A 16,940-nucleotide genomic window follows, 5' to 3' on the forward strand; every position below is an offset into this window, starting at 1 on the left:
GGTCCCTGAGCGAGCGCCCGCGAGACGAAGGGCGTCCACCGCGGTTCAGCCCGTGGGAAGCTCCGGCGTCGACGCCGCCAGCCACGCGTCGCGCATGAAGCGCCGCACGTCCTCGTCGACCCGGATGTCGCTCGGCCGCAACGGTCGCGACAGGTACAGCCCGTCGAGCGAGGTCAGACGGCTCAGCGCCACATAGGTCTGCCCCGGCGCGAACGCCCCGGAGCCGAGGTCGATGATCGCGCGGTCATAGGTCTTGCCCTGCGACTTGTGGATGGTCACGGCCCACGCGAGCCGCAGCGGGAACTGCGTGAACTCCGCCACCACGTCGCGGGACAGCTTCTTCGTGTTCGGGTCGTAGGCGTAGCGGAACCGTTCCCACACGGCCGGCTCGACCTCCACCTCCTCGCCGTCGATCTCCACCCGCACGGCCCCGCCGAGAATGCGGGTGACGGTGCCGATGGTGCCGTTGACCCAGCGCGGCGGCTCGCCCGACATGGCGGTGTCGTTGCGGAGGAACATCACCTGCGCGCCGACCTTGAGCTTGAGCTCCGACTCGGCAGGCAGGGCGGCCTCGCCGCGTCCGAAGTCGCCGTTGATCTCGGCGCGCGCGGTCTGCTCCTTGCCGGGGAGGGCGGCGAGGTGACGGCCGTTGATGCCGTTCACGATGTCGTTGCGCGTCGCGAGGGTGATCATCGGCACCTCGCCCGGCTCGGGGTCGGGCGGCGTGCGGGCACCCTGCGCGTTCAGCACCCCGGCGATCTCCGCGGTCACCCGGCCGTAGCGCACGGCGTTGAGCATCGCCTTGAACCCGTCGTCGGACTGCCGGTGGATCTGCACCAGCTCCCGCACGTGCAGCTCGGCCCTGGTGTCGACCTGGAACAGGCCCTCCTGGTCGGAGAGCCCGGAGCCGCCCGACCACACCTTCGCGTCGAAGAACCAGAAGGAGCGGTAGTGGTCCTTCACGTAGCGGGCCTCGTCGCCGCGCGGCGGGACCGGCGCGAGCTGGTACGGGTCGCCGAACATCACCACCTGCACACCGCCGAACGGTTCGCCCCTGCGCCCGCGGGCCTGCCGCAGCGAGCGGTCGATCGCGTCCATGAGGTCGGCGTTGACCATCGAGATCTCGTCGATCACGAGGGTCTCGATCGCGTTCAGGATGCGCCGGGTGGCATCGTTCTGGTCGATGTCCGCGTCGCCGATCAGCCCGATCGGGAGCCGGAACAGCGAGTGGATCGTCTGCCCCTCGACGTTCAGCGCGGCGACGCCGGTGGGCGCGCAGATCGCGATCTGCTTCTTCGTGTTCCAGGCGAAGTGCTGCAGGAGCGTCGACTTGCCGGTGCCGGCGCGGCCGGTGATGAACACGTGCTCCCCGGTGTCCTCGATGAGGCGGAACAGCTCCTGCTGCTCCTCGGACAGGGCGGGAAGGGACACGGTTCTCTCAGGGCTGCAGGGGCGGACGGGGGCGCCCACCCATGCTACGTCGCGCCGGGAGCCGCGGGGCGCCGACGCTCGGCGTCCCCCCAGGACTCCCTCCTAGACTGACGCCATGGAGCGGGCCGGGAGGAGCACGCCCCGGCGTGCGCGCCTGGGCGTGGATCTGACCATGCTCGCCGTCGTCGGCGTGATGCTGTTCGCCGCGATCGGGGCGGGCGGCGCGACCCTCTACCAGCAGTTCTACGGCCCCTCGGCGTTCGTGGTCCGCTACCTCGACCTGCTCGCATCCGGCCGCGCGGCCGATGCGCTCCGGGTGCCCGGTGTCGCCATCGACCGCGAGACGCTCGAGAAGGCCGGCATCGACCCCCGCGCCTCGGAGGCGATGCTGCGGCGCTCCGCGCTCGGCCCCCTCACCGACATCGAGGTGAAGTCCGAACGGCCCTCCGGCGACGGCACTGCCGTCACCGTCGGCTACACGGCCGGTGGCCATCACGGCACCACGACCTTCCAGGTGCAGCAGGACGGCTGGGCCGGCGTCACCCCCGACTGGCGGTTCACGACGAGCCCTCTCGCGGTGGTCCAGCTCACCGTGCGCGGCTCCGACCGCTTCGCCGTGAACGGGTTCGAGGTGGATCGTCGGCAGGTGTCCGTCGCGGGGGCCGAGGCCCAGCCGCTCGACCCCCTGCCGCTGCTCGTGTTCACCCCCGGCGTCTACTCCGTCACGGTCGACACCGCGATCTCGACGTCGTCCGGCCACGGGGTGCTCGCCGACAAGCCGCTCGCCGTCACGCCGCTCGACGTGCAGACCGAGCCGACTCCCGAGTTCGTGTCGGTGGTGCAGCAGCGCGTCGAGGAGTTCCTCACGCAGTGCACGACCCAGGAGGTGCTGCAGCCCACCGCGTGCCCGTTCGGCCTGCGCGTGACGAACCGCATCTCCGCACCGCCCACCTGGTCGATCACGAGTCAGCCCCAGATCGCGGTCGTCCCCGCCGAGGACGGTCAGTGGCAGATCCCGCCGGCCGATGCGGTGGCCCACGTCGAGGTCGAGATCCAGTCGCTGTTCGACGGCTCGGTCGAGCCGGTGTCGGAAGACGTGCCGTTCCGCGTGAACGGCACCATCGCGATCCTCCCCGACGGCTCCGCGTCGATCAGGGTCGGCTCTCCCGACGAGCCCGCCGAGGACTGACGCCGGGGATCAGCGCCGGTCGCGCTGGGCCTGGCGCTCCGCCGCGCGCTGGTCCCGCGCCGCGAGCTCGGCGAGGCGCGCGTTGTACTCCTCCAGCTCGGCGTCGCCCGTGCGGTCGGCGTGCCGGTCGCGACGCTTCTGCAGCTTGGTGTCGCTGCGGCTCCACTGGATCGCGACCGTGATGGCGAGGATCAGCGTCGGGATCTCTCCGATCGACCAGGCGATGCCGCCGCCCACGTACTGGTCGGTCATGGGATCGGCGCCCCAGTCGCGGCCCATCGCGCCGAACCAGTCGGCGACCATCAGCCCCTCCTGCATCATGATCGCCATGCCGAAGAACGCGTGCATGGCCATCACGGCGATGAGGGTGATGAGCCGGCCGGGGTACGGCAGCCGGTACGGCACGGGGTCGGCACCGATCAGGCTCATCACGAACAGGTAGCCCGAGATCAGGAAGTGGATGACCATCCACTCGTGCCCGAGGTGCTCGTACATCGACCAGCGCACCAGGTCGGTGAAGTAGAACGCCCACAGCGACACGATGAAGATCGCGGCCGCGACGAACGGGTGGGTCACCACGCGCGCGAACGGCGAGTGCACTGCCCACATGATCCACTCGCGGCCGCCGCGGGTGCCGTCGTCGCGCTTGTGGATCGCGCGCAACGCCAGGGTGATGGGTGCACCCGAGACGAGCAGCAGCGGGATCGCCATCGAGAGCATCATGTGCCCGAGCATGTGCACGCTGAACAGGTACTCCTGATACGCGTTGATGGGCCCGCCCGTCACCCACACCAGCATCAGCATGCCGAGCACCCAGAAGACGGTGCGGTGGATCGGCCAGCGGTCGCCGCGCAGCCGCAGCCGCCGCACGCCCGCGAGGTAGAGGAAGAGCCCGAACCCGGCAGCCACCAGCCACAGCACGTCGATGTCCCACGCCGTGAACCACCGCGCGAGCGTGAGCTCGGGGGGAAGCAGGGAGCCGGTGAGGATCTGCGCCGGGGTCTGCGCGAACGCGGCGGTCTCGCCCGTGGGCGGAGGCGTGCGCGCGAGGGCCGCCGCGGCGCCCGAGGCGAGCCCCATCAGCGCGACCTCGCCCAGCACCAGCAGCCAGAACCAGCGGTTGGCGCGGTCACCGTCGAGCTTCGGGATGAGTCGGGCGCGGTACCAGGCGCCGAGCAGGCCCATCCCGACCAGCAGCACGGCCTTGACGATCACGATCGTGCCGTATGGCGTCGACCACACCGCCTCCCAGGACCCCACCGCGACGATCGACCGTGTGAAGCCGGAGAGCGCCACGACCGCGAAGGCCGCGATGGCGAGCGAGGAGTAGCGCGACACCAGGCGGGCGCGGTCGATGCCGGGCTCTCCGCGCAGCAGCACCAGCAGCAGCAGGCCGCCCAGCCACACCGCGGCCCCGATGGTGTGCAGCAGGATCGAGTTGACCGCCATGTTGTGGCCGTCGAGGTCGCCCGCATGGCCCTGGGTCGCCAGCGGCAGGAACGACACCGCGGCGAGCAGGGCCGTGATCAGGGTGGGCGTCCAGGACCGCCAGGCGAACGCGAGCACCGTGATCACGGCTCCGAGGATCGTGGTGATGAGCCACGACTGTCCGAGCGGCAGCTCCAGCAGGAACCGTCCGAGCTGTGCACCGAACTCCCGCTCGATGCTGAGCTTCGGGTTGAACGCCGCCATGAACGCGAGGAAGCCGGCGAGACCGGCCGAGACCGTGAACACCGCGGCGCCGATCGACGCGATGTTCAGGGCCCTGTCGAACGACCGCTCGCCCGCGCGGAGTGCGAACAGAGCGAGCACGAGCGACCCGAGCATGAGCGCGCCCGAGAGGTTCATCACGAGCTTGGCGATCGGTGTGCCCCACAGCACCACGGGCCCAGGGTCCTGCAGCAGGGGTGGCTTGGCACCGCCGCCGATGAGCAGCGCCCACACGAGGGCGACGAGACCCGCCGCCAGCAGGATGACGACGCCGGCGACGCGATACGCCGACGTCGTGCTCGGCGTCTCGGTGCGGGAACTCACCCCTCCAGCCTAGGCGCGCTGGACGGGGGGAAAGCACGAAGGCCGCTCCCGGATCGGGAGCGGCCTTCGAACGGGTGCGGTCTTACTTGACGGCAGCCTTGAGCTTGGAGCCGGCGGTCACCTTGACGCGCTTGCCAGCGGGGATCTTGATCTCGGCGCCGGTCTGCGGGTTGCGGCCCGTGCGAGCAGCGGTGTCGACCTGCTCGAAGGAGATCCAGCCCGGGATCGAGACCTTGCTGCCCTTGGCGACAGCGTCGGAGACCGTGGCGAACAGCGAGTCGAGGACACCGGAGACGGTGGCCTGGCTCTGGCCGGTGGCGGAAGCGATGCTCGCGACGAGCTCGGTCTTGGTGATGGACTTGTCAGCCATGTCATCCTCCAGCGACGAAGGACCGTCGCATCGTTGTGGGTGCGAGAGGCGGGTGCCTCCCGTTGGTCGAGTGACCGCCTTGAATGTACCAACCACCACCCGGATTTCCGCGTCATTTCGCGGGTTTTGACCAATTACCCGGCGTGTCGCGCCACTTTGGTCACACGTGTCACAGAATTCGGGAGGCTCATGCCCTCGCGCGGGACGGCGCCGACGATCACGGGATCGGCGTCCGCGAGCGCCACCCACCCCTGCCGGTCTGCCCCGATCTCGCGGCACTCTCGCGATCACCGGAGCGCGTCGGCGCTCACCCGGGCCGCGAGACGACGGAGACGCGGGGGCACGCGAAAGGGGCGAGGATCCGAAGATCCTCGCCCCTTTCGACTGCGGTGACTTACCAGCTCGACTTGGTCACGCCGGGCAGCTCGCCACGGTGTGCCATGTCACGGAAGCGGACACGCGAGATGCCGAACTTCGTGAGGACACCGCGGGGGCGACCGTCGATGACGTCGCGCGAACGCACGCGAGCCGGCGACGCGTTGCGCGGCAGCTTCTGCAGGCCGACGCGGGCGGCCTCGCGGGCCTCGTCGGTGGCGTTCGGGTCGACCAGGGTCTTCTTCAGCTCGGCACGACGCTCGGCGTAGCGCTCGACGATGACCTTGCGCTGCTCGTTGCGCGCGATCTTGCTCTTCTTAGCCATGGATCAACGCTCCTCTCGGAATTCGACGTGCTGACGGATGACCGGGTCGTACTTCTTCAGCACGAGGCGGTCGGGGGTGTTGCGGCGGTTCTTCTTGGTCACGTACGTGTAACCCGTACCCGCCGTGGAACGCAGCTTGATGATCGGACGGACGTCCTGAGCCTTCTTGGCCATTAGAGCTTCACACCCTTCGCCTGGAGGTCCTTGACGACGTTCTCGATGCCGCGCGCGTCGATCACCTTGATGCCCTTGGCGGACACGTTGAGCGTGATCTTACGACCGAGCGAGGGCACGAAATAGGTCTTCTTCTGCACGTTCGGGTCGAAGCGGCGCTTCGTCCGGCGGTGCGAGTGCGAGACGTTGTGACCGAAGCCGGGAACAGCTCCGGTCACCTGGCACACTGCTGCCATGATGATGACTCCTTCATTACCGTGAGGCCGGACGGCCCCACCCAAGATCCCTTGTCTGCACGCAACCTCGACCCGCCGATCTCTCGGCCGCGGAAGGGGAAGCATGCGAACTACGCACAGGAGCGTGCGCAGACAAAGAGTCAGTCTAGCACGGGCAGGGTCGCCCCCAGTGCCGCGGCCTCGGCGGCACCGCGCCCCCACCGGAACGCCGACACGGTCGGGTCGTCCGGGATCCAGAACCGCCACGGGAAGGCGTCCGTCCCGGCGACCCCCGCGACCCCGACCCTCGGCCCCTGCGACACATCCGCGACCGGCGCCCCGAGCCACAGCTCCGCGCGGGCGCCGTTGTGCTCCGCGCCCGTGACCGCGTCGATCCCGTCGTGCAGCGCGTGGCGCAGGCCGACCGCCTGGCCCAGTCGCCCCGGCCCCCTGGCGAGGTCGCGTCGGGCCGTGCGCCCCAGCGGGAGCGGGGCACCGCGGCGGAAGGCCGCAGCGTCCTCACCGGCCACCACCTCTCCGGCGCGCAGCAGCACCCCGTCACCCTGCCCCTCCGGACCGCACGCCACGTTCACGCACGAGTGGATCCCGTGGCTCAGGTAGACGTACAGGTGGCCCGGCTCGCCCCACATCGTGGCGTTGCGGGCGGTGCGACCCATGCGCGCGTGCGAGCCGGGGTCGACGCGGTCGCCCGTGCCCTGGCCGTGATAGGCCTCGACCTCGGTGACGCGCACGCGGACCTCCACCGGCACACCGCCCTCGATCACCACGGTGCGCAGTTCCGCGCCGAGCAGGGTGGGCGCCACCTCGACGGCGGAGCGCATCACGTCGTCGCGGGTCACGCGTCGCAGCGGAACGGCCGACACGTCAGAACCGCGGCGCCGTCTGGCACCAGGAGGCGTCGAAGCCGGTGAGGGCCACGAGCTCCTTCCCGGAGTCCAGGTCGATCAGGTGGGTCTCCAGCCGCCCCGGAAGCGGCAGCAGCATGCCGTCGTAGGGGTTGTTCGCCATGTCGGGGGCGACCACGACGGCCGCGTACTGCCCGCTCGGCGACGCGCACGCCTGGAGGATGGCGTCGCTCGACCCCACCTCGACCAGGGGTTCTGCGACCCCGTCGTCGTCCACGCGGACCACCGCCTGCCCGATCGGCAGTCCCGAGTCGTCGCGCGACACCACGTGCCGCAGCGTGCCACCGGGGAACGGCGTGATCGTCGTGGCCGTGCCGTAGTCGGGCGTCGAGGCCGCGAGCGGCTGCTCCGAGCCGTCGGTGAGGTTCAGCTCGACCACGGTGCCGTCGAGACGCTCCACGATCGCGGTGTAGGTGCCGCGCGAGATGCCCTGAATGGTGGTGGCGAGCCCGAGCGACTGCACTCCCGCGTCGCTGGAACGGTCGACGAGGGCGAGCGCGCCGTCGAAGTCGATGAAGAGCACGGCGGCGCTGTCCGGCACGAACTGCCACACGAAGACGCTCGCCTCCTCGCCCGCGACCTCGATGATCTGCGGCTCGTCGTCGCCGCTCAGCGATTGCGTCACGAGCACGCTCGCCCGACCCTCGGTGTCGCTGAGCTCGCGGTCGGAGTAGCTGTAGCCGACGAGGTTGCCGCGCTCGGAGACCTGGATCTCGCCGACGTAGCCCTCGCCGGGCAGGGCGAGCTCCCGCTGGTCGTCGCCGTCGCGGTCCATCACCAGGAGATGCGAGCCGTCGTCTTCCTCGACCGAGGCCACGAGGCGCGTGGAGGTGGCGCGGAAGTCGTTGATCCGCGGATGCGAGAACACCGGCACCGCCTTCTCGCCGCTGAGGTCGGTGCGGAAGATCGTGTCGTCGCCGTCGACGTCGCGCCGCAGCAGGAACATCGTCGAAGCGGGCGTGGTGAAGCTCGTCGTGAGCTCGGCGGACGGACCACCGCTCGCACCGACGGCATCGGACACCCTCACGGTGTACGTCGTGTCGTCGTCGAGCGGCACCGTGAAGCGCACCCCGATCCCGCGGCCGGCCGCGTCGACCGTGAACGGCACAGCCGGCTCGACCGACACCTGGTCCGCCTCGATCGCGGCGAGGGGCTGGTTCGCGGTGAGGATCAGGCGACTGCCGGACGATTCGATCGCCTGGGCCGCGTCGACCTGCACCTCTGAGATGCGCGGACCCTGCAGCAGGCTCACGACGCCGAAGCCGGTGCCGACCAGCACCAGCACACCCAGCACGGCACCGATCGTCAGCAGGAACCGACGTGACATCCGCGGCCCGGCCGCCGCACCGGCGCGGTCGCTCGCCGCGGGCGGGCCATCGGCGGGACGCCAGCCCGGCGCGGCACCCTCTGACGACTCGGCCGCGGGCGGCGTCGGGGTCGCGGGCGGCGCGGCGGCAGCGGATACGGGTTCGGGGGCGAGCGGCACCGCGGGCACAGACGATCCGGCGGACGGGATCGCGGAGGATCCCGTCGACGGGACCGCGGCGGGCGCATCCGGCGCGGCGGAAGGAGCGGCGGGCGCCTCAGGCACGGCGGGGGAAGTCGCGGGCACCACCGAAGACGGCTCCGTCGACGCAGGCGACGCGGGCGCATCCGGCTCGGCGGAAGGGGCCTCGGGGGCGGGGGCGGGGCCCTCCCCCTCGACCAGGGAGACCGACTCGGCTGCCGCGCGCTCCGCCGCCTCCCGCGCGGCGCGCAGTTCGGCGCGCGTGCGCGGGACGGCGGGCGTCTCGCGGCGCTCGTCGTCAGTACTCATAGGGGTCCTTCGGCTCGTCGATCGCGACGACGTCCGTCGGCTCGATGCGCAGCGTGCCGTCGGCGTCGGCGCGCACCGTGCCCGTCACCTCGACCCACTGCCCCGTCTCGTACTCACCGGGGTCGACGTCGGTCGGCAGGGCCGCGGTCTGCGCGTCGATCACGCAGTGCGTGATGACGAGCCGGGTGAGGTTCACGCCGTCGCCCTTCCCCGCCGGGGTGACGAAGCCGGTGAGCGTGACCGGGGCCCCGTCGTACGCCGCGGTGTTCGTGGCCCCCGCGAAGACACTGGCCCAGTCGCCGATGCCGAACGTCGAGGTGTCCGCGACGCCGAGGGCCACGGTGTCCGCACCGGCGAACAGCGTGGCCTGCTCCCCCGCGCGCGACATCGCGAGCTCGACCGACAGCGAGGCGGGCGGCAGCACGAGCGCCGCGGCCACGACCCCGGTGGCGACCACACCGCCCGCGACCGCGCCGACTCCGGCCAGGGTCCGCCGGGGAGTCACGGTCGTGCGCGACGCCTCGTCGTCCGCGTGCTCGGGCTCCGCGGTGGCGTCGCCGTGGTCGTGGCCGTGGTCGTCCTCGGCCCCGAGCGGCAGGGTGCACGACCACACCGCCCCGGCGAGCGTGACCACGGCGGCCGCACTCGCGAACCAGACCGACTCGGGGCTGATGTAGAGCGTCAGGCGCCCAGTGACCGCGAGCCCGAGCGTCACGACCGCGACCGCGGAGGCCAGTCCGACGCCCAGCCATCGGGTCACGAGGGCTCGAGCGCGAGGCGTCTGCTGCTCAGACAAAGACGTTCACCCCAATCCCGATCGCGAAGGCCGCGGCGAGCACGACCGCGGTGATCCCGACGAGCGTGCGCGCGGTGAAGGTCGTGCGCATGAGCGCCAGCATCTTGATGTCAACGAGCGGCCCGACCAGCAGGAACGCCACGATCGCCCCGCTGGAGAAGGTGGACGCGAACGACAGCGCGAAGAACGCGTCGACGTTGGAGCAGATGGCGACCACGATCGCGAGCAGCATCATCGCCACGATCGACAGCACCGGGTTCGACCCGATCGCCAGCAGCACGTCGCGCGGGATCAGCACCTGCACGGCTCCCGCGAGCGCTGAGCCGATCACGAGCGCCGGCATCACCGCCCGCAGCTCGACCAGGAACTGCGTGAGGCTGCGGCGGATCGGGGTGCCCGGCTCGTGCGTCACGCGCTCGCACGTATCGACGAAGCGCTGGGTGAGCAGCGAGTCCGGCGACGGGTGCAGGCTGTAGATCCAGCCGATCAGGTTCGCGATCAGGTAGCCGCCGACCAGGCGCGCGACGAGGATGCCGCCGTCCCAACCGAAGGCCGCGTGCGTGGTGAGGATGACGATCGGGTTGACGATGGGCGCGGCGATCAGGAAGGTGAGGGCCTCCGCCGGGGCGAGGCCGCGCATCATCAGACCGCGCGCGAAGGGGACGTTGCCGCACTCGCACACCGGGATGAGCATCCCGAGGAGGGACAGCACCGCGCGCCGGGCCCACGCGCGGCGTGGCAGCCAGCGGTGGATGACGTCGGCGGGCAGCCACACCTGCACGACGATCGACAGCAGCACGCCGAGGATCACGAACGGCAGCGCTTCGATCAGCACGCTGAGCGCCAGGGTGAGGCCGTCCTGCGCCCTGGTCGGCAGCGATGCCGGGTACAGCGACGGGAGCAGCAGATCGATCAGGAACAGCGCCGCCACGATCGCGGCGCCGAGACCGAGGCCGATCCAGGGCGACCGCGGCGGTGTCGCGTGTCGGTGCGTGTGGCCCGGACGGGAGGCCGTTCGTGCCGGGGAACTCACGCTGTCGCTGTCCTGCCGGCCTCGCGCTTGTTGGCGCACGGGGTGCACAGCCCGAAGATGTCGACGACGTGCGCGGCGTCGGTGAACCCGTGCAGAGCGGCGGTGCGGTGCGCCCACTGCTCGACGTCCTTCGCCTCGATCTCGACCGTGAGCCCGCACGACCGGCAGATCAGGTGGTGGTGGTGCCCCTGGGTGGAGCAGGCACGGTACAGCGCCTCGCCCTCGGGGCTCTGCAGCGAGTCGGCGTCACCGGAGGCGGCGAGCCCTGCCAGTGCGCGGTAGACCGTGGCGAGGCCGATGCCGGTGTTGTCGTCGCGGAGGGAGGCGTGCAGGCTCTGTGCGCTGACGAAACCGCGGGCGTCGGCGAGTGCTTCGCGCACGCGTTCGCGCTGCCAGGTGTTCCGCTGAGCCATGCCTTCGATTCTAGGCCGGAGGGGGTTGGCGAGGGCTGGGAGCGGACGGGGGCGGGACCGGAGTCACTCTCCGGATCGGATCGCGACACATGCCGCGCGCGCATATTGGGATGATTGCCTACGCATGACAGCGGATAGCCGTCATACGCGTACGCTAGAGGGGTAGCCCAAGACGGAGGAGCCGACGATCGAGAAGAGGAACGCTCACTCGACACCCTCCGCCTCGCGCCCCTCGGGACGCATGATCGCTGGGTGGGTGTTCGTCGCCATCGGCATGTGGATGGCTTTCAGCACGGCGGTCACCACCGCCGACGAAGGACTGCGCATGATGATGCTGATCGCGGGATCTTTCCTCGCCGGTGGCCTCGTGTTCGACGTCACACCGTGGCTCGTGCGCCGCAACCGGCCCCCGTCCGACGAGTGACTCCAGCCCCGGGCCGTCGTCCGTCAGGGCGGCGGCCCGGCACCATTCGCCGGTGCGGCGCTCCTCACGAAGAGGAATCCGACCGGGACGAGCCCGAGTACGAATGACCCGTCACTCGGCCAGCCACCAGACGAACCCCGCGTGACCCGCGGCGGTAGGAGGATCGGCGGAGAACGCGATCAGGGCCTGGCGGAGGCGTTCCAGTCCGGCCCCGTTCCGGGGGAATCGCTCGTGATGACAGAACACCACTCCACTGTGATCGGGGAGTCGGGACATCGCGATGGTGAAGGTGGTGACGTCTTCCGTCACCACGACGCGCCGCTCCTCAGTCGCCGTCCGCAGGACTGTGGTGTCATCGGCACCGCGAAGGTCGTCGCGATCGACCACGGCCACCGTGTCGGGACCAGCCTCGGTCAGCGCGACAGCGAGCCGACCGGGGTAATGCTCGTCGAGGAGAAAGCGCACCTCACGCGGCGTCGATCGCACGGCGCCGCTCCCACGCGGCGAGCGCCTCGTCCTGTGCAATCCGATGCCGTTCCACGATGCCGTCGATCTCGGCTCGATGCTCCGCCCAGTAGTCGAGCGCCGCGTCGATCATCCCCGACGGGACCCCGAGAGTGTCGGCGAGCGATTCGGGGCTGCGCTCCGCGGGGTCGTGCGACAGCCACGCCTCGGCCACCGTCCACACCTGGGGGCCGTCCGTCAGAGTCGCTCGACGCTCGCCGGTTTCGATCGTGACGAAGCGGATGCGGGGATGCAACTGCATGCGCAACCACTCCTCGACCGCACTGTTCACCACGCCTGACTTCGTCTGCCCCGTCATGCGTACGTAGCGGCCGAGAGCCTCGCTGACGCTCTCGCTGAAGCGGACATTCGTGGGCGCTACCATGCGCTACAGTGTAGCAATCTCAGGCGGAGACGCGACGGACGCGCGACCGGGTCTTCTGCACGATCCAGCACACGACGTAGATCGTGAACGACAGCGTCGTGATGTACGGACTCACCGGAAGGGTGCCGGCGAGGGCGAGCAGGATGCCGCCGACCGCCGAGACGAAGCCGAACAGCGCGGCCAGCAGCGGCACCGCGACCGGACCCGCCGTGACCCGCATGGCCGCGGCGGCCGGTGTCACCAGAAGCGCCATCACCAGCAGAGCTCCGATGATGTGCACGCTCACCGCGACGATCAGGCCCAGCAGCACCATGAACAGCAGGCTCACCGCGCGGGTCGGCACCCCGCGGGCCGCCGCCGACTCCGGGTCGAGCGAATCGAACCGCAGCGGGTTCCACATCACCAGCAGCCCGAGCAGCACGACGAGGCTGATGCCGATGAGCCACCCCAGGTCGGGGCTCGACACCGACACGATCTGACCGGTGAGGAGGCTGAAGCGGTTGGCGCTGCGTCCGTCGTACAGCGACAGGAAGAGGATGCCGAGGCCGAGGCCGAACGGCATGAGCACACCGACGATCGAGTTGCGGTCACGCGCCTTCGCGCCGAGCACGCCGATGAGGATCGCCGCGACCAGGGCCCCGCCGAGTGAGCCGAACACCACGCTGCCGCCGAAGAGCAACGCGGCCGCGGCACCGGCGAAGGAGAGCTCGCTGACCCCGTGGACCGCGAAGGCGAGGTCGCGCTGCATCACGAACACGCCGATCAGGCCACCGACGATGCCGAGCACCGCCCCGGCGATGATCGAGTTCGCGAGCAGGGCGACGAGCTCGCCGTAGTCCTGGAAGGAGAAGATGTCGTCCCACCCGACGGCAGGGACGAGGAGGGCGGCGGCGGTCATGCGGTCCCTCCGTGGTCGTGGTCGTCGTGCAGGTGGTGGGGCTCGGCGTCGGGGACACCCACGACCACGAGCCGGTCGCCCGCTCGGAGCACGAACACGGGTGTGCCGTACAGGTCGCTGAGCACGCGCGTCTGCAGCACCTCGTCCGGGGTGCCGAGCAGGAAGCGCCCGCCGGCGATGTAGAGGATGCGGTCGACCCGGCCGAGGATCGGGTTGATGTCGTGCGTCACGAACAGCACCGCCGCCCCGCGCTCGCGCCGCTGGCGGTCGATGATGTCGGTCACGCCCACCTGGTTCGCGAGGTCGAGGTTCGACAGCGGCTCGTCGCACAGCAGCAGGGCCGGTTCGTCGGCGAGCGCCTGTCCCACGCGGAGCCGCTGCTGCTCTCCGCCCGACAGCAACCCCACCCGACGGTCGGCGTAGTGCGCGGCGCCGACCGCGTCGAGCAGCGCATCGACCTTCGCGCGGTCGCCGCGGTGCGGGAACGGGAGGCCGAAACGGCTGCCCTGCACGCCGAGCGCCACGAGATCCCTGGCACGCATGCTGGTGTCGGGAGCGATCGCGCGCTGCTGCGGGATGTAGCCGATGCGGGCGTTGCCGCGGTGCACGGGCTCACCTGCCACGCGGATCGTGCCGCGCGAGAGGGGCTGGAGGCCGAGGATGCTGCGCAGGAGTGTCGTCTTGCCCGACCCGGAGGGTCCGAGCACGGCGATGAATTCCCCCGGCTGCACCGTGAGATCGAGGCCCGACCAGAGCTCGCGGTCTCCGCGGTGCAGTGCCCCGTCGGCGATCTCGAGCACGGGCGCCGCGCGGTCGACCGCGCCGCTCACGACTGGACGGCGGCGGCGAGGCTCTGGATCGCGTCACGCATCCACTCAGAGTACGACGATCCGTCCTCCAGCAGCTCCGTGAAGGCGACCACCGGCACTCCGGCGTCGTCCGCGGCCTTCTCGACCCGCTCGGTCTCGGCACCGCCCGTCTGGGCGTTGGTCAGCAGGGCGGTCACCTGTCCGGACGCGATCACATCGAGCGACTCGAGCAGTACCGCCGGCGCGACGTCGCTGCCCTCCTCGACCGACTCGGCGAAGCCCTCGGGCGTCACGTCGGTGAGACCGGCGGCCGCGGCGAGGTAGCCGGGCAGCGGCTCGGTCAGGAACACCGTCTTGCCCTCGGCGGAGGCCTTGAGCGTCTCGAGGTCGGACTCGAAGCCCTCGAGCTCGGCGACCAGCTCGTCGGCGTTGGTCGCGAACGTGTCCGCGCCGTCGGGGTCGAGCGCCGTCAGCTCGTCGGCGATGGCCTCGACCACGTGGATCATCGTGTGCGGGTCGAACCACACGTGCTCGTTGAAGCCCTCGATGTGGTTGTGGCCCTCGTGGTCGTGACCGTCCTCGCCCTCGGCATGCTCGTGGTCGTGGGCGTCGTCGGCGTCGGCGTGGTCGTGGGCGTCCTCCTCATGGCCCTCGTTGCCGGGGAAGTCGTGGGAGTACTCGACGGCGGTGACGACGTGCGGGTCCTGGGCGTCCTGCAGCAGGCTGTCGATGAAGGCGTCGTAGCCGCCGCCGTTCTCGACGATGAGGTCGGCCTTCTGGAGCGTGAGCCGGTCGCGGGCGCTGGCCTCGTAGGAGTGCGGGTCCTGGGAGGCGGAGGTGATGATCGACTCGACGTCGACGCGGTCGCCGCCGATCTGCGCGGCGATGTCGCCGTAGACGTTGGTGCTCGCCACGACGGTGATCGTTCCGTCGTCGCCCTGCCCCGACGCGGCGGGGCTGGAGCATCCGGCCAGCGAGAGGGCGGCGACGGAGGCGAGGGCGAGAGCGAGCGCGGGCTTCTTCATGATGCCAGCGTAAACGCTAATGAGAACCATTATCAAATCGAACGCTCCGCGGACGGGAAAGGCGGAGAGCGTGCGACCACGCCCTCCGCCTTTCGTCACCCCCGACTCACCCCACGAGCCCCCACGGCGCGATCCATGCGGTCGCCTCCGCGGGCAGCGCGGAGCCGTCCAGCGCCACGGTCGACAGCACCGCGTCCTCCGCGGCCGCTCCGAGCTCGAAGGGCTCCGTGCCGAAGTTCGTCACGACCTCCCAGCCGTTCGGACGACGGAACCGCAGCACGTCCGCACGACCCGTCTCCCTCCACTCCAGGCTCTCGCCGGTCTGCAGCAACCGCCGCAGCCGCAGAGCCTCGCGGTAGAGGTTGAGCGTGGAACCGGGGTCGGCATCCTCCACCTCGACCGCAGCCGCGGCGAACCACGCGGGCTGAGGCAGATGCGCGCCGCCCTCGCCGAACCCGTACGAGCTGCCCGACGCCGTCCACGGCAGGGGCACACGGCACCCGTCGCGGCCGAGACCATCGAAGTCGGCCCCGCGGAAGAACCCGGGGTCCTGCCGCTGCTCCGGCGCGATGTCGGCCACCTCGTGCAGCCCGAGCTCCTCGCCCTGATACAGGTACGCGCTGCCGGGCAGGCCGAGCAACAGCAGGGTCGCGGCGTGCGCCCGGCGCAGTCCGCCCTCCCGGTCGAGTCCGTCCTCCGGGCCGCCGGCACGCACCCACTCCGTGCCCTGCTTCACCGCGCGACCGCGCAGCGGCGGAAGGCCGTACCGCGTGGCGTGGCGGGTCACGTCGTGGTTGGACAGCACCCAGGTGGTCGACGACCCTGCGGCGTGCGCCTGGGCGAGGTTGTCGGCGATGATGCGCTGGAAGTCGCCCGCATCGAAGTCGGCCACGAGCAGATCGAAGTTGAACGCATGGCCCAGCCCCTCCGCGGAGGCGTACTTCGCCCGGCGCTCCGGCGTCTCCACCCACGCCTCGGCGACGGCGGTGCGCGGCGGGTCGTACTCGTTGAACACTCGACGCCACTCGGCGTAGATCTCGTGCACGTCGTCGCGGTCGATCATCGGGTGCGTGCCCGAGGTGCGGTCCATCGCGTCGAGCTGGGCGCGCGACGGCAGCGGCTCGGTGAGGTCCTTCGTGAGCATGTGGGCGACGTCGATGCGGAACCCGTCGACGCCGCGGTCCGACCAGAAGCGCAGTGTCGTCAGGAAGTCCTCGCGCACCTCGGGGTGGTCCCAGTTGAGGTCGGGCTGCTCCACCGCGAAGTTGTGCAGGTACCACTGACCGTCGGCCACGCGCTCCCAGGCGCTGCCACCGAAGATCGAGATCCAGTCGGTGGGCGGCTCCGCACCGTCGGGCCCCGTGCCCTCCCGGAAGATGTAGCGCTCCCGCGCGGCCGACCCACGCCCCGCGGCGAGCGCCTCCTGGAACCACGCATGCTGGTCGGAGGTGTGGTTGGGGACGATGTCGACCACGACGCGGATGCCGCGCGCGTGCAGCGCCTCCACCATCGCGTCGAAGTCGGCCAGCGTGCCCAGGCGCGGGTCGACGTTGCGGTAGTCGGCCACGTCGTAGCCGCCGTCGGCGAGTTCGGACGGGTAGAAGGGACTCAGCCACACGGCGTCGATGCCGAGCTCGGCGAGGTAGTCGGCACGGGAGACGATGCCGGGAAGGTCGCCCAGTCCGTCGCCGTCGGCGTCGGCGAAGCTGCGGGGGTAGATCTGGTAGACGGCGGCCTGGCGCCACCAGGTCGCGGTCTTGTCGTCTTCGCGGGTCTCGGTGAGCAGCGAATCGGTCAT

General features: G+C 70.8%; 19 protein-coding genes. 2 read left to right on the plus strand and 17 right to left on the minus strand.

The annotated features are described in order from the left end of the window. Positions 1-45: 45 nt before the first annotated feature. Entirely contained in the window at positions 46-1,431 is a 1,386-nt protein-coding gene (locus KV394_RS04255; RefSeq protein ID WP_136029696.1) for an ATP-dependent DNA helicase, read from the minus strand. Positions 1,432-1,546: 115 nt separating this feature from the next. Here KV394_RS04255 and KV394_RS04260 point away from each other — a divergent pair, with 115 nt between their 5' ends. Continuing rightward, entirely contained in the window at positions 1,547-2,620 is a 1,074-nt protein-coding gene (locus KV394_RS04260) for a hypothetical protein (protein ID WP_136044270.1), read from the plus strand. A 9-nt stretch (positions 2,621-2,629) separates the two neighbouring features. Here the strand turns inward: KV394_RS04260 and KV394_RS04265 are convergent, their stop codons facing one another. The 10 genes from KV394_RS04265 to KV394_RS04310 all read right to left on the minus strand — a co-directional run bounded on the left by KV394_RS04265 (position 2,630) and on the right by KV394_RS04310 (position 11,097). After that, a complete protein-coding gene (locus KV394_RS04265) occupies positions 2,630-4,654 on the minus strand; it encodes a cytochrome c oxidase assembly protein (protein ID WP_247982385.1) in 2,025 nt (674 codons plus the stop codon). Between the two features lie 82 nt (positions 4,655-4,736). Then, positions 4,737-5,024 (minus strand): HU family DNA-binding protein, encoded by a 288-nt coding sequence (locus KV394_RS04270; RefSeq protein ID WP_017203554.1) that lies wholly within the window; start codon positions 5,022-5,024, stop codon positions 4,737-4,739. Positions 5,025-5,418: 394 nt separating this feature from the next. Next, the gene (gene rpsN, locus KV394_RS04275; RefSeq protein WP_017829734.1) at positions 5,419-5,724 is read right to left on the minus strand and encodes a 30S ribosomal protein S14; all 306 of its coding nucleotides are present in this window, start codon (positions 5,722-5,724) and stop codon (positions 5,419-5,421) included. Between the two features lie 3 nt (positions 5,725-5,727). Then, a complete protein-coding gene (rpmG, locus tag KV394_RS04280) occupies positions 5,728-5,898 on the minus strand; it encodes a 50S ribosomal protein L33 (RefSeq protein WP_017203558.1) in 171 nt (56 codons plus the stop codon). Next, entirely contained in the window at positions 5,898-6,134 is a 237-nt protein-coding gene (rpmB, locus tag KV394_RS04285; protein WP_025102729.1) for a 50S ribosomal protein L28, read from the minus strand. The genes rpmG and rpmB overlap by 1 nt, the downstream gene beginning before the upstream one ends. A 140-nt stretch (positions 6,135-6,274) precedes the next feature. Next, positions 6,275-6,982 (minus strand): DNA-3-methyladenine glycosylase, encoded by a 708-nt coding sequence (locus KV394_RS04290; protein ID WP_282187160.1) that lies wholly within the window; start codon positions 6,980-6,982, stop codon positions 6,275-6,277. A gap of 16 nt (positions 6,983-6,998) precedes the next feature. Beyond that, positions 6,999-8,855 carry an Ig-like domain-containing protein gene (locus tag KV394_RS04295; protein WP_247982386.1) on the minus strand — a complete coding sequence of 619 codons (1,857 nt, stop codon included), beginning with the start codon at positions 8,853-8,855 and terminating at the stop codon, positions 6,999-7,001. Next, entirely contained in the window at positions 8,845-9,615 is a 771-nt protein-coding gene (locus KV394_RS04300; protein WP_247982387.1) for a TIGR03943 family putative permease subunit, read from the minus strand. Before KV394_RS04300 ends, KV394_RS04295 begins: the two co-directional genes overlap by 11 nt. A 28-nt stretch (positions 9,616-9,643) precedes the next feature. Next, the gene (locus tag KV394_RS04305) at positions 9,644-10,684 is read right to left on the minus strand and encodes a permease (protein ID WP_136032084.1); all 1,041 of its coding nucleotides are present in this window, start codon (positions 10,682-10,684) and stop codon (positions 9,644-9,646) included. Then, positions 10,681-11,097 (minus strand): Fur family transcriptional regulator, encoded by a 417-nt coding sequence (locus tag KV394_RS04310; RefSeq protein WP_136032082.1) that lies wholly within the window; start codon positions 11,095-11,097, stop codon positions 10,681-10,683. The genes KV394_RS04305 and KV394_RS04310 overlap by 4 nt, the downstream gene beginning before the upstream one ends. A gap of 241 nt (positions 11,098-11,338) precedes the next feature. On the opposite strand from KV394_RS04310, the gene KV394_RS04315 reads away from it, so the two are divergent. Next, the gene (locus KV394_RS04315) at positions 11,339-11,521 is read left to right on the plus strand and encodes a hypothetical protein (protein ID WP_247982388.1); all 183 of its coding nucleotides are present in this window, start codon (positions 11,339-11,341) and stop codon (positions 11,519-11,521) included. A 111-nt stretch (positions 11,522-11,632) separates the two neighbouring features. On the opposite strand, the gene KV394_RS04320 is transcribed toward KV394_RS04315, so the two are convergent. The 6 genes from KV394_RS04320 to KV394_RS04345 form a co-directional block, all read right to left on the minus strand. Beyond that, positions 11,633-12,007, minus strand: coding sequence for a DUF5615 family PIN-like protein (locus KV394_RS04320; RefSeq protein WP_247982389.1), 375 nt, complete (start codon positions 12,005-12,007; stop codon positions 11,633-11,635). Further along, the gene (locus tag KV394_RS04325) at positions 11,988-12,410 is read right to left on the minus strand and encodes a hypothetical protein (protein WP_136044656.1); all 423 of its coding nucleotides are present in this window, start codon (positions 12,408-12,410) and stop codon (positions 11,988-11,990) included. Before KV394_RS04325 ends, KV394_RS04320 begins: the two co-directional genes overlap by 20 nt. A 19-nt stretch (positions 12,411-12,429) precedes the next feature. After that, entirely contained in the window at positions 12,430-13,308 is an 879-nt protein-coding gene (locus KV394_RS04330) for a metal ABC transporter permease (RefSeq protein WP_205828273.1), read from the minus strand. Then, a complete protein-coding gene (locus KV394_RS04335) occupies positions 13,305-14,138 on the minus strand; it encodes a metal ABC transporter ATP-binding protein (protein WP_136036817.1) in 834 nt (277 codons plus the stop codon). The genes KV394_RS04330 and KV394_RS04335 overlap by 4 nt, the downstream gene beginning before the upstream one ends. Beyond that, positions 14,135-15,142 carry a metal ABC transporter solute-binding protein, Zn/Mn family gene (locus tag KV394_RS04340; RefSeq protein WP_247982390.1) on the minus strand — a complete coding sequence of 336 codons (1,008 nt, stop codon included), beginning with the start codon at positions 15,140-15,142 and terminating at the stop codon, positions 14,135-14,137. The genes KV394_RS04335 and KV394_RS04340 overlap by 4 nt, the downstream gene beginning before the upstream one ends. A gap of 106 nt (positions 15,143-15,248) precedes the next feature. Beyond that, on the minus strand, positions 15,249-16,940 hold the full coding sequence (locus KV394_RS04345) for a glycoside hydrolase family 13 protein (RefSeq protein WP_247982391.1): 1,692 nt from the start codon (positions 16,938-16,940) through the stop codon (positions 15,249-15,251).

Origin of the sequence: Microbacterium sufflavum (genome assembly GCF_023101165.1) — a bacterium.
In the GTDB taxonomy this organism is placed as follows: Bacteria; Actinomycetota; Actinomycetes; order Actinomycetales; family Microbacteriaceae; genus Microbacterium; species Microbacterium sufflavum.

Coding starts and splice junctions, on each gene's coding strand:
- rpmG (WP_017203558.1), bottom strand. CDS start 5,898: ATGGCCAAGAAGGCTCAGGACGTCCGTCCGATCATCAAGCTGCGTTCC.
- KV394_RS04295 (WP_247982386.1), bottom strand. CDS start 8,855: ATGAGTACTGACGACGAGCGCCGCGAGACGCCCGCCGTCCCGCGCACG.
- KV394_RS04325 (WP_136044656.1), bottom strand. CDS start 12,410: ATGGTAGCGCCCACGAATGTCCGCTTCAGCGAGAGCGTCAGCGAGGCT.
- KV394_RS04315 (WP_247982388.1), top strand. CDS start 11,339: ATGATCGCTGGGTGGGTGTTCGTCGCCATCGGCATGTGGATGGCTTTC.
- KV394_RS04345 (WP_247982391.1), bottom strand. CDS start 16,940: ATGACCGATTCGCTGCTCACCGAGACCCGCGAAGACGACAAGACCGCG.
- KV394_RS04310 (WP_136032082.1), bottom strand. CDS start 11,097: ATGGCTCAGCGGAACACCTGGCAGCGCGAACGCGTGCGCGAAGCACTC.
- rpmB (WP_025102729.1), bottom strand. CDS start 6,134: ATGGCAGCAGTGTGCCAGGTGACCGGAGCTGTTCCCGGCTTCGGTCAC.
- KV394_RS04340 (WP_247982390.1), bottom strand. CDS start 15,142: ATGAAGAAGCCCGCGCTCGCTCTCGCCCTCGCCTCCGTCGCCGCCCTC.
- rpsN (WP_017829734.1), bottom strand. CDS start 5,724: ATGGCTAAGAAGAGCAAGATCGCGCGCAACGAGCAGCGCAAGGTCATC.
- KV394_RS04330 (WP_205828273.1), bottom strand. CDS start 13,308: ATGACCGCCGCCGCCCTCCTCGTCCCTGCCGTCGGGTGGGACGACATC.
- KV394_RS04260 (WP_136044270.1), top strand. CDS start 1,547: ATGGAGCGGGCCGGGAGGAGCACGCCCCGGCGTGCGCGCCTGGGCGTG.
- KV394_RS04270 (WP_017203554.1), bottom strand. CDS start 5,024: ATGGCTGACAAGTCCATCACCAAGACCGAGCTCGTCGCGAGCATCGCT.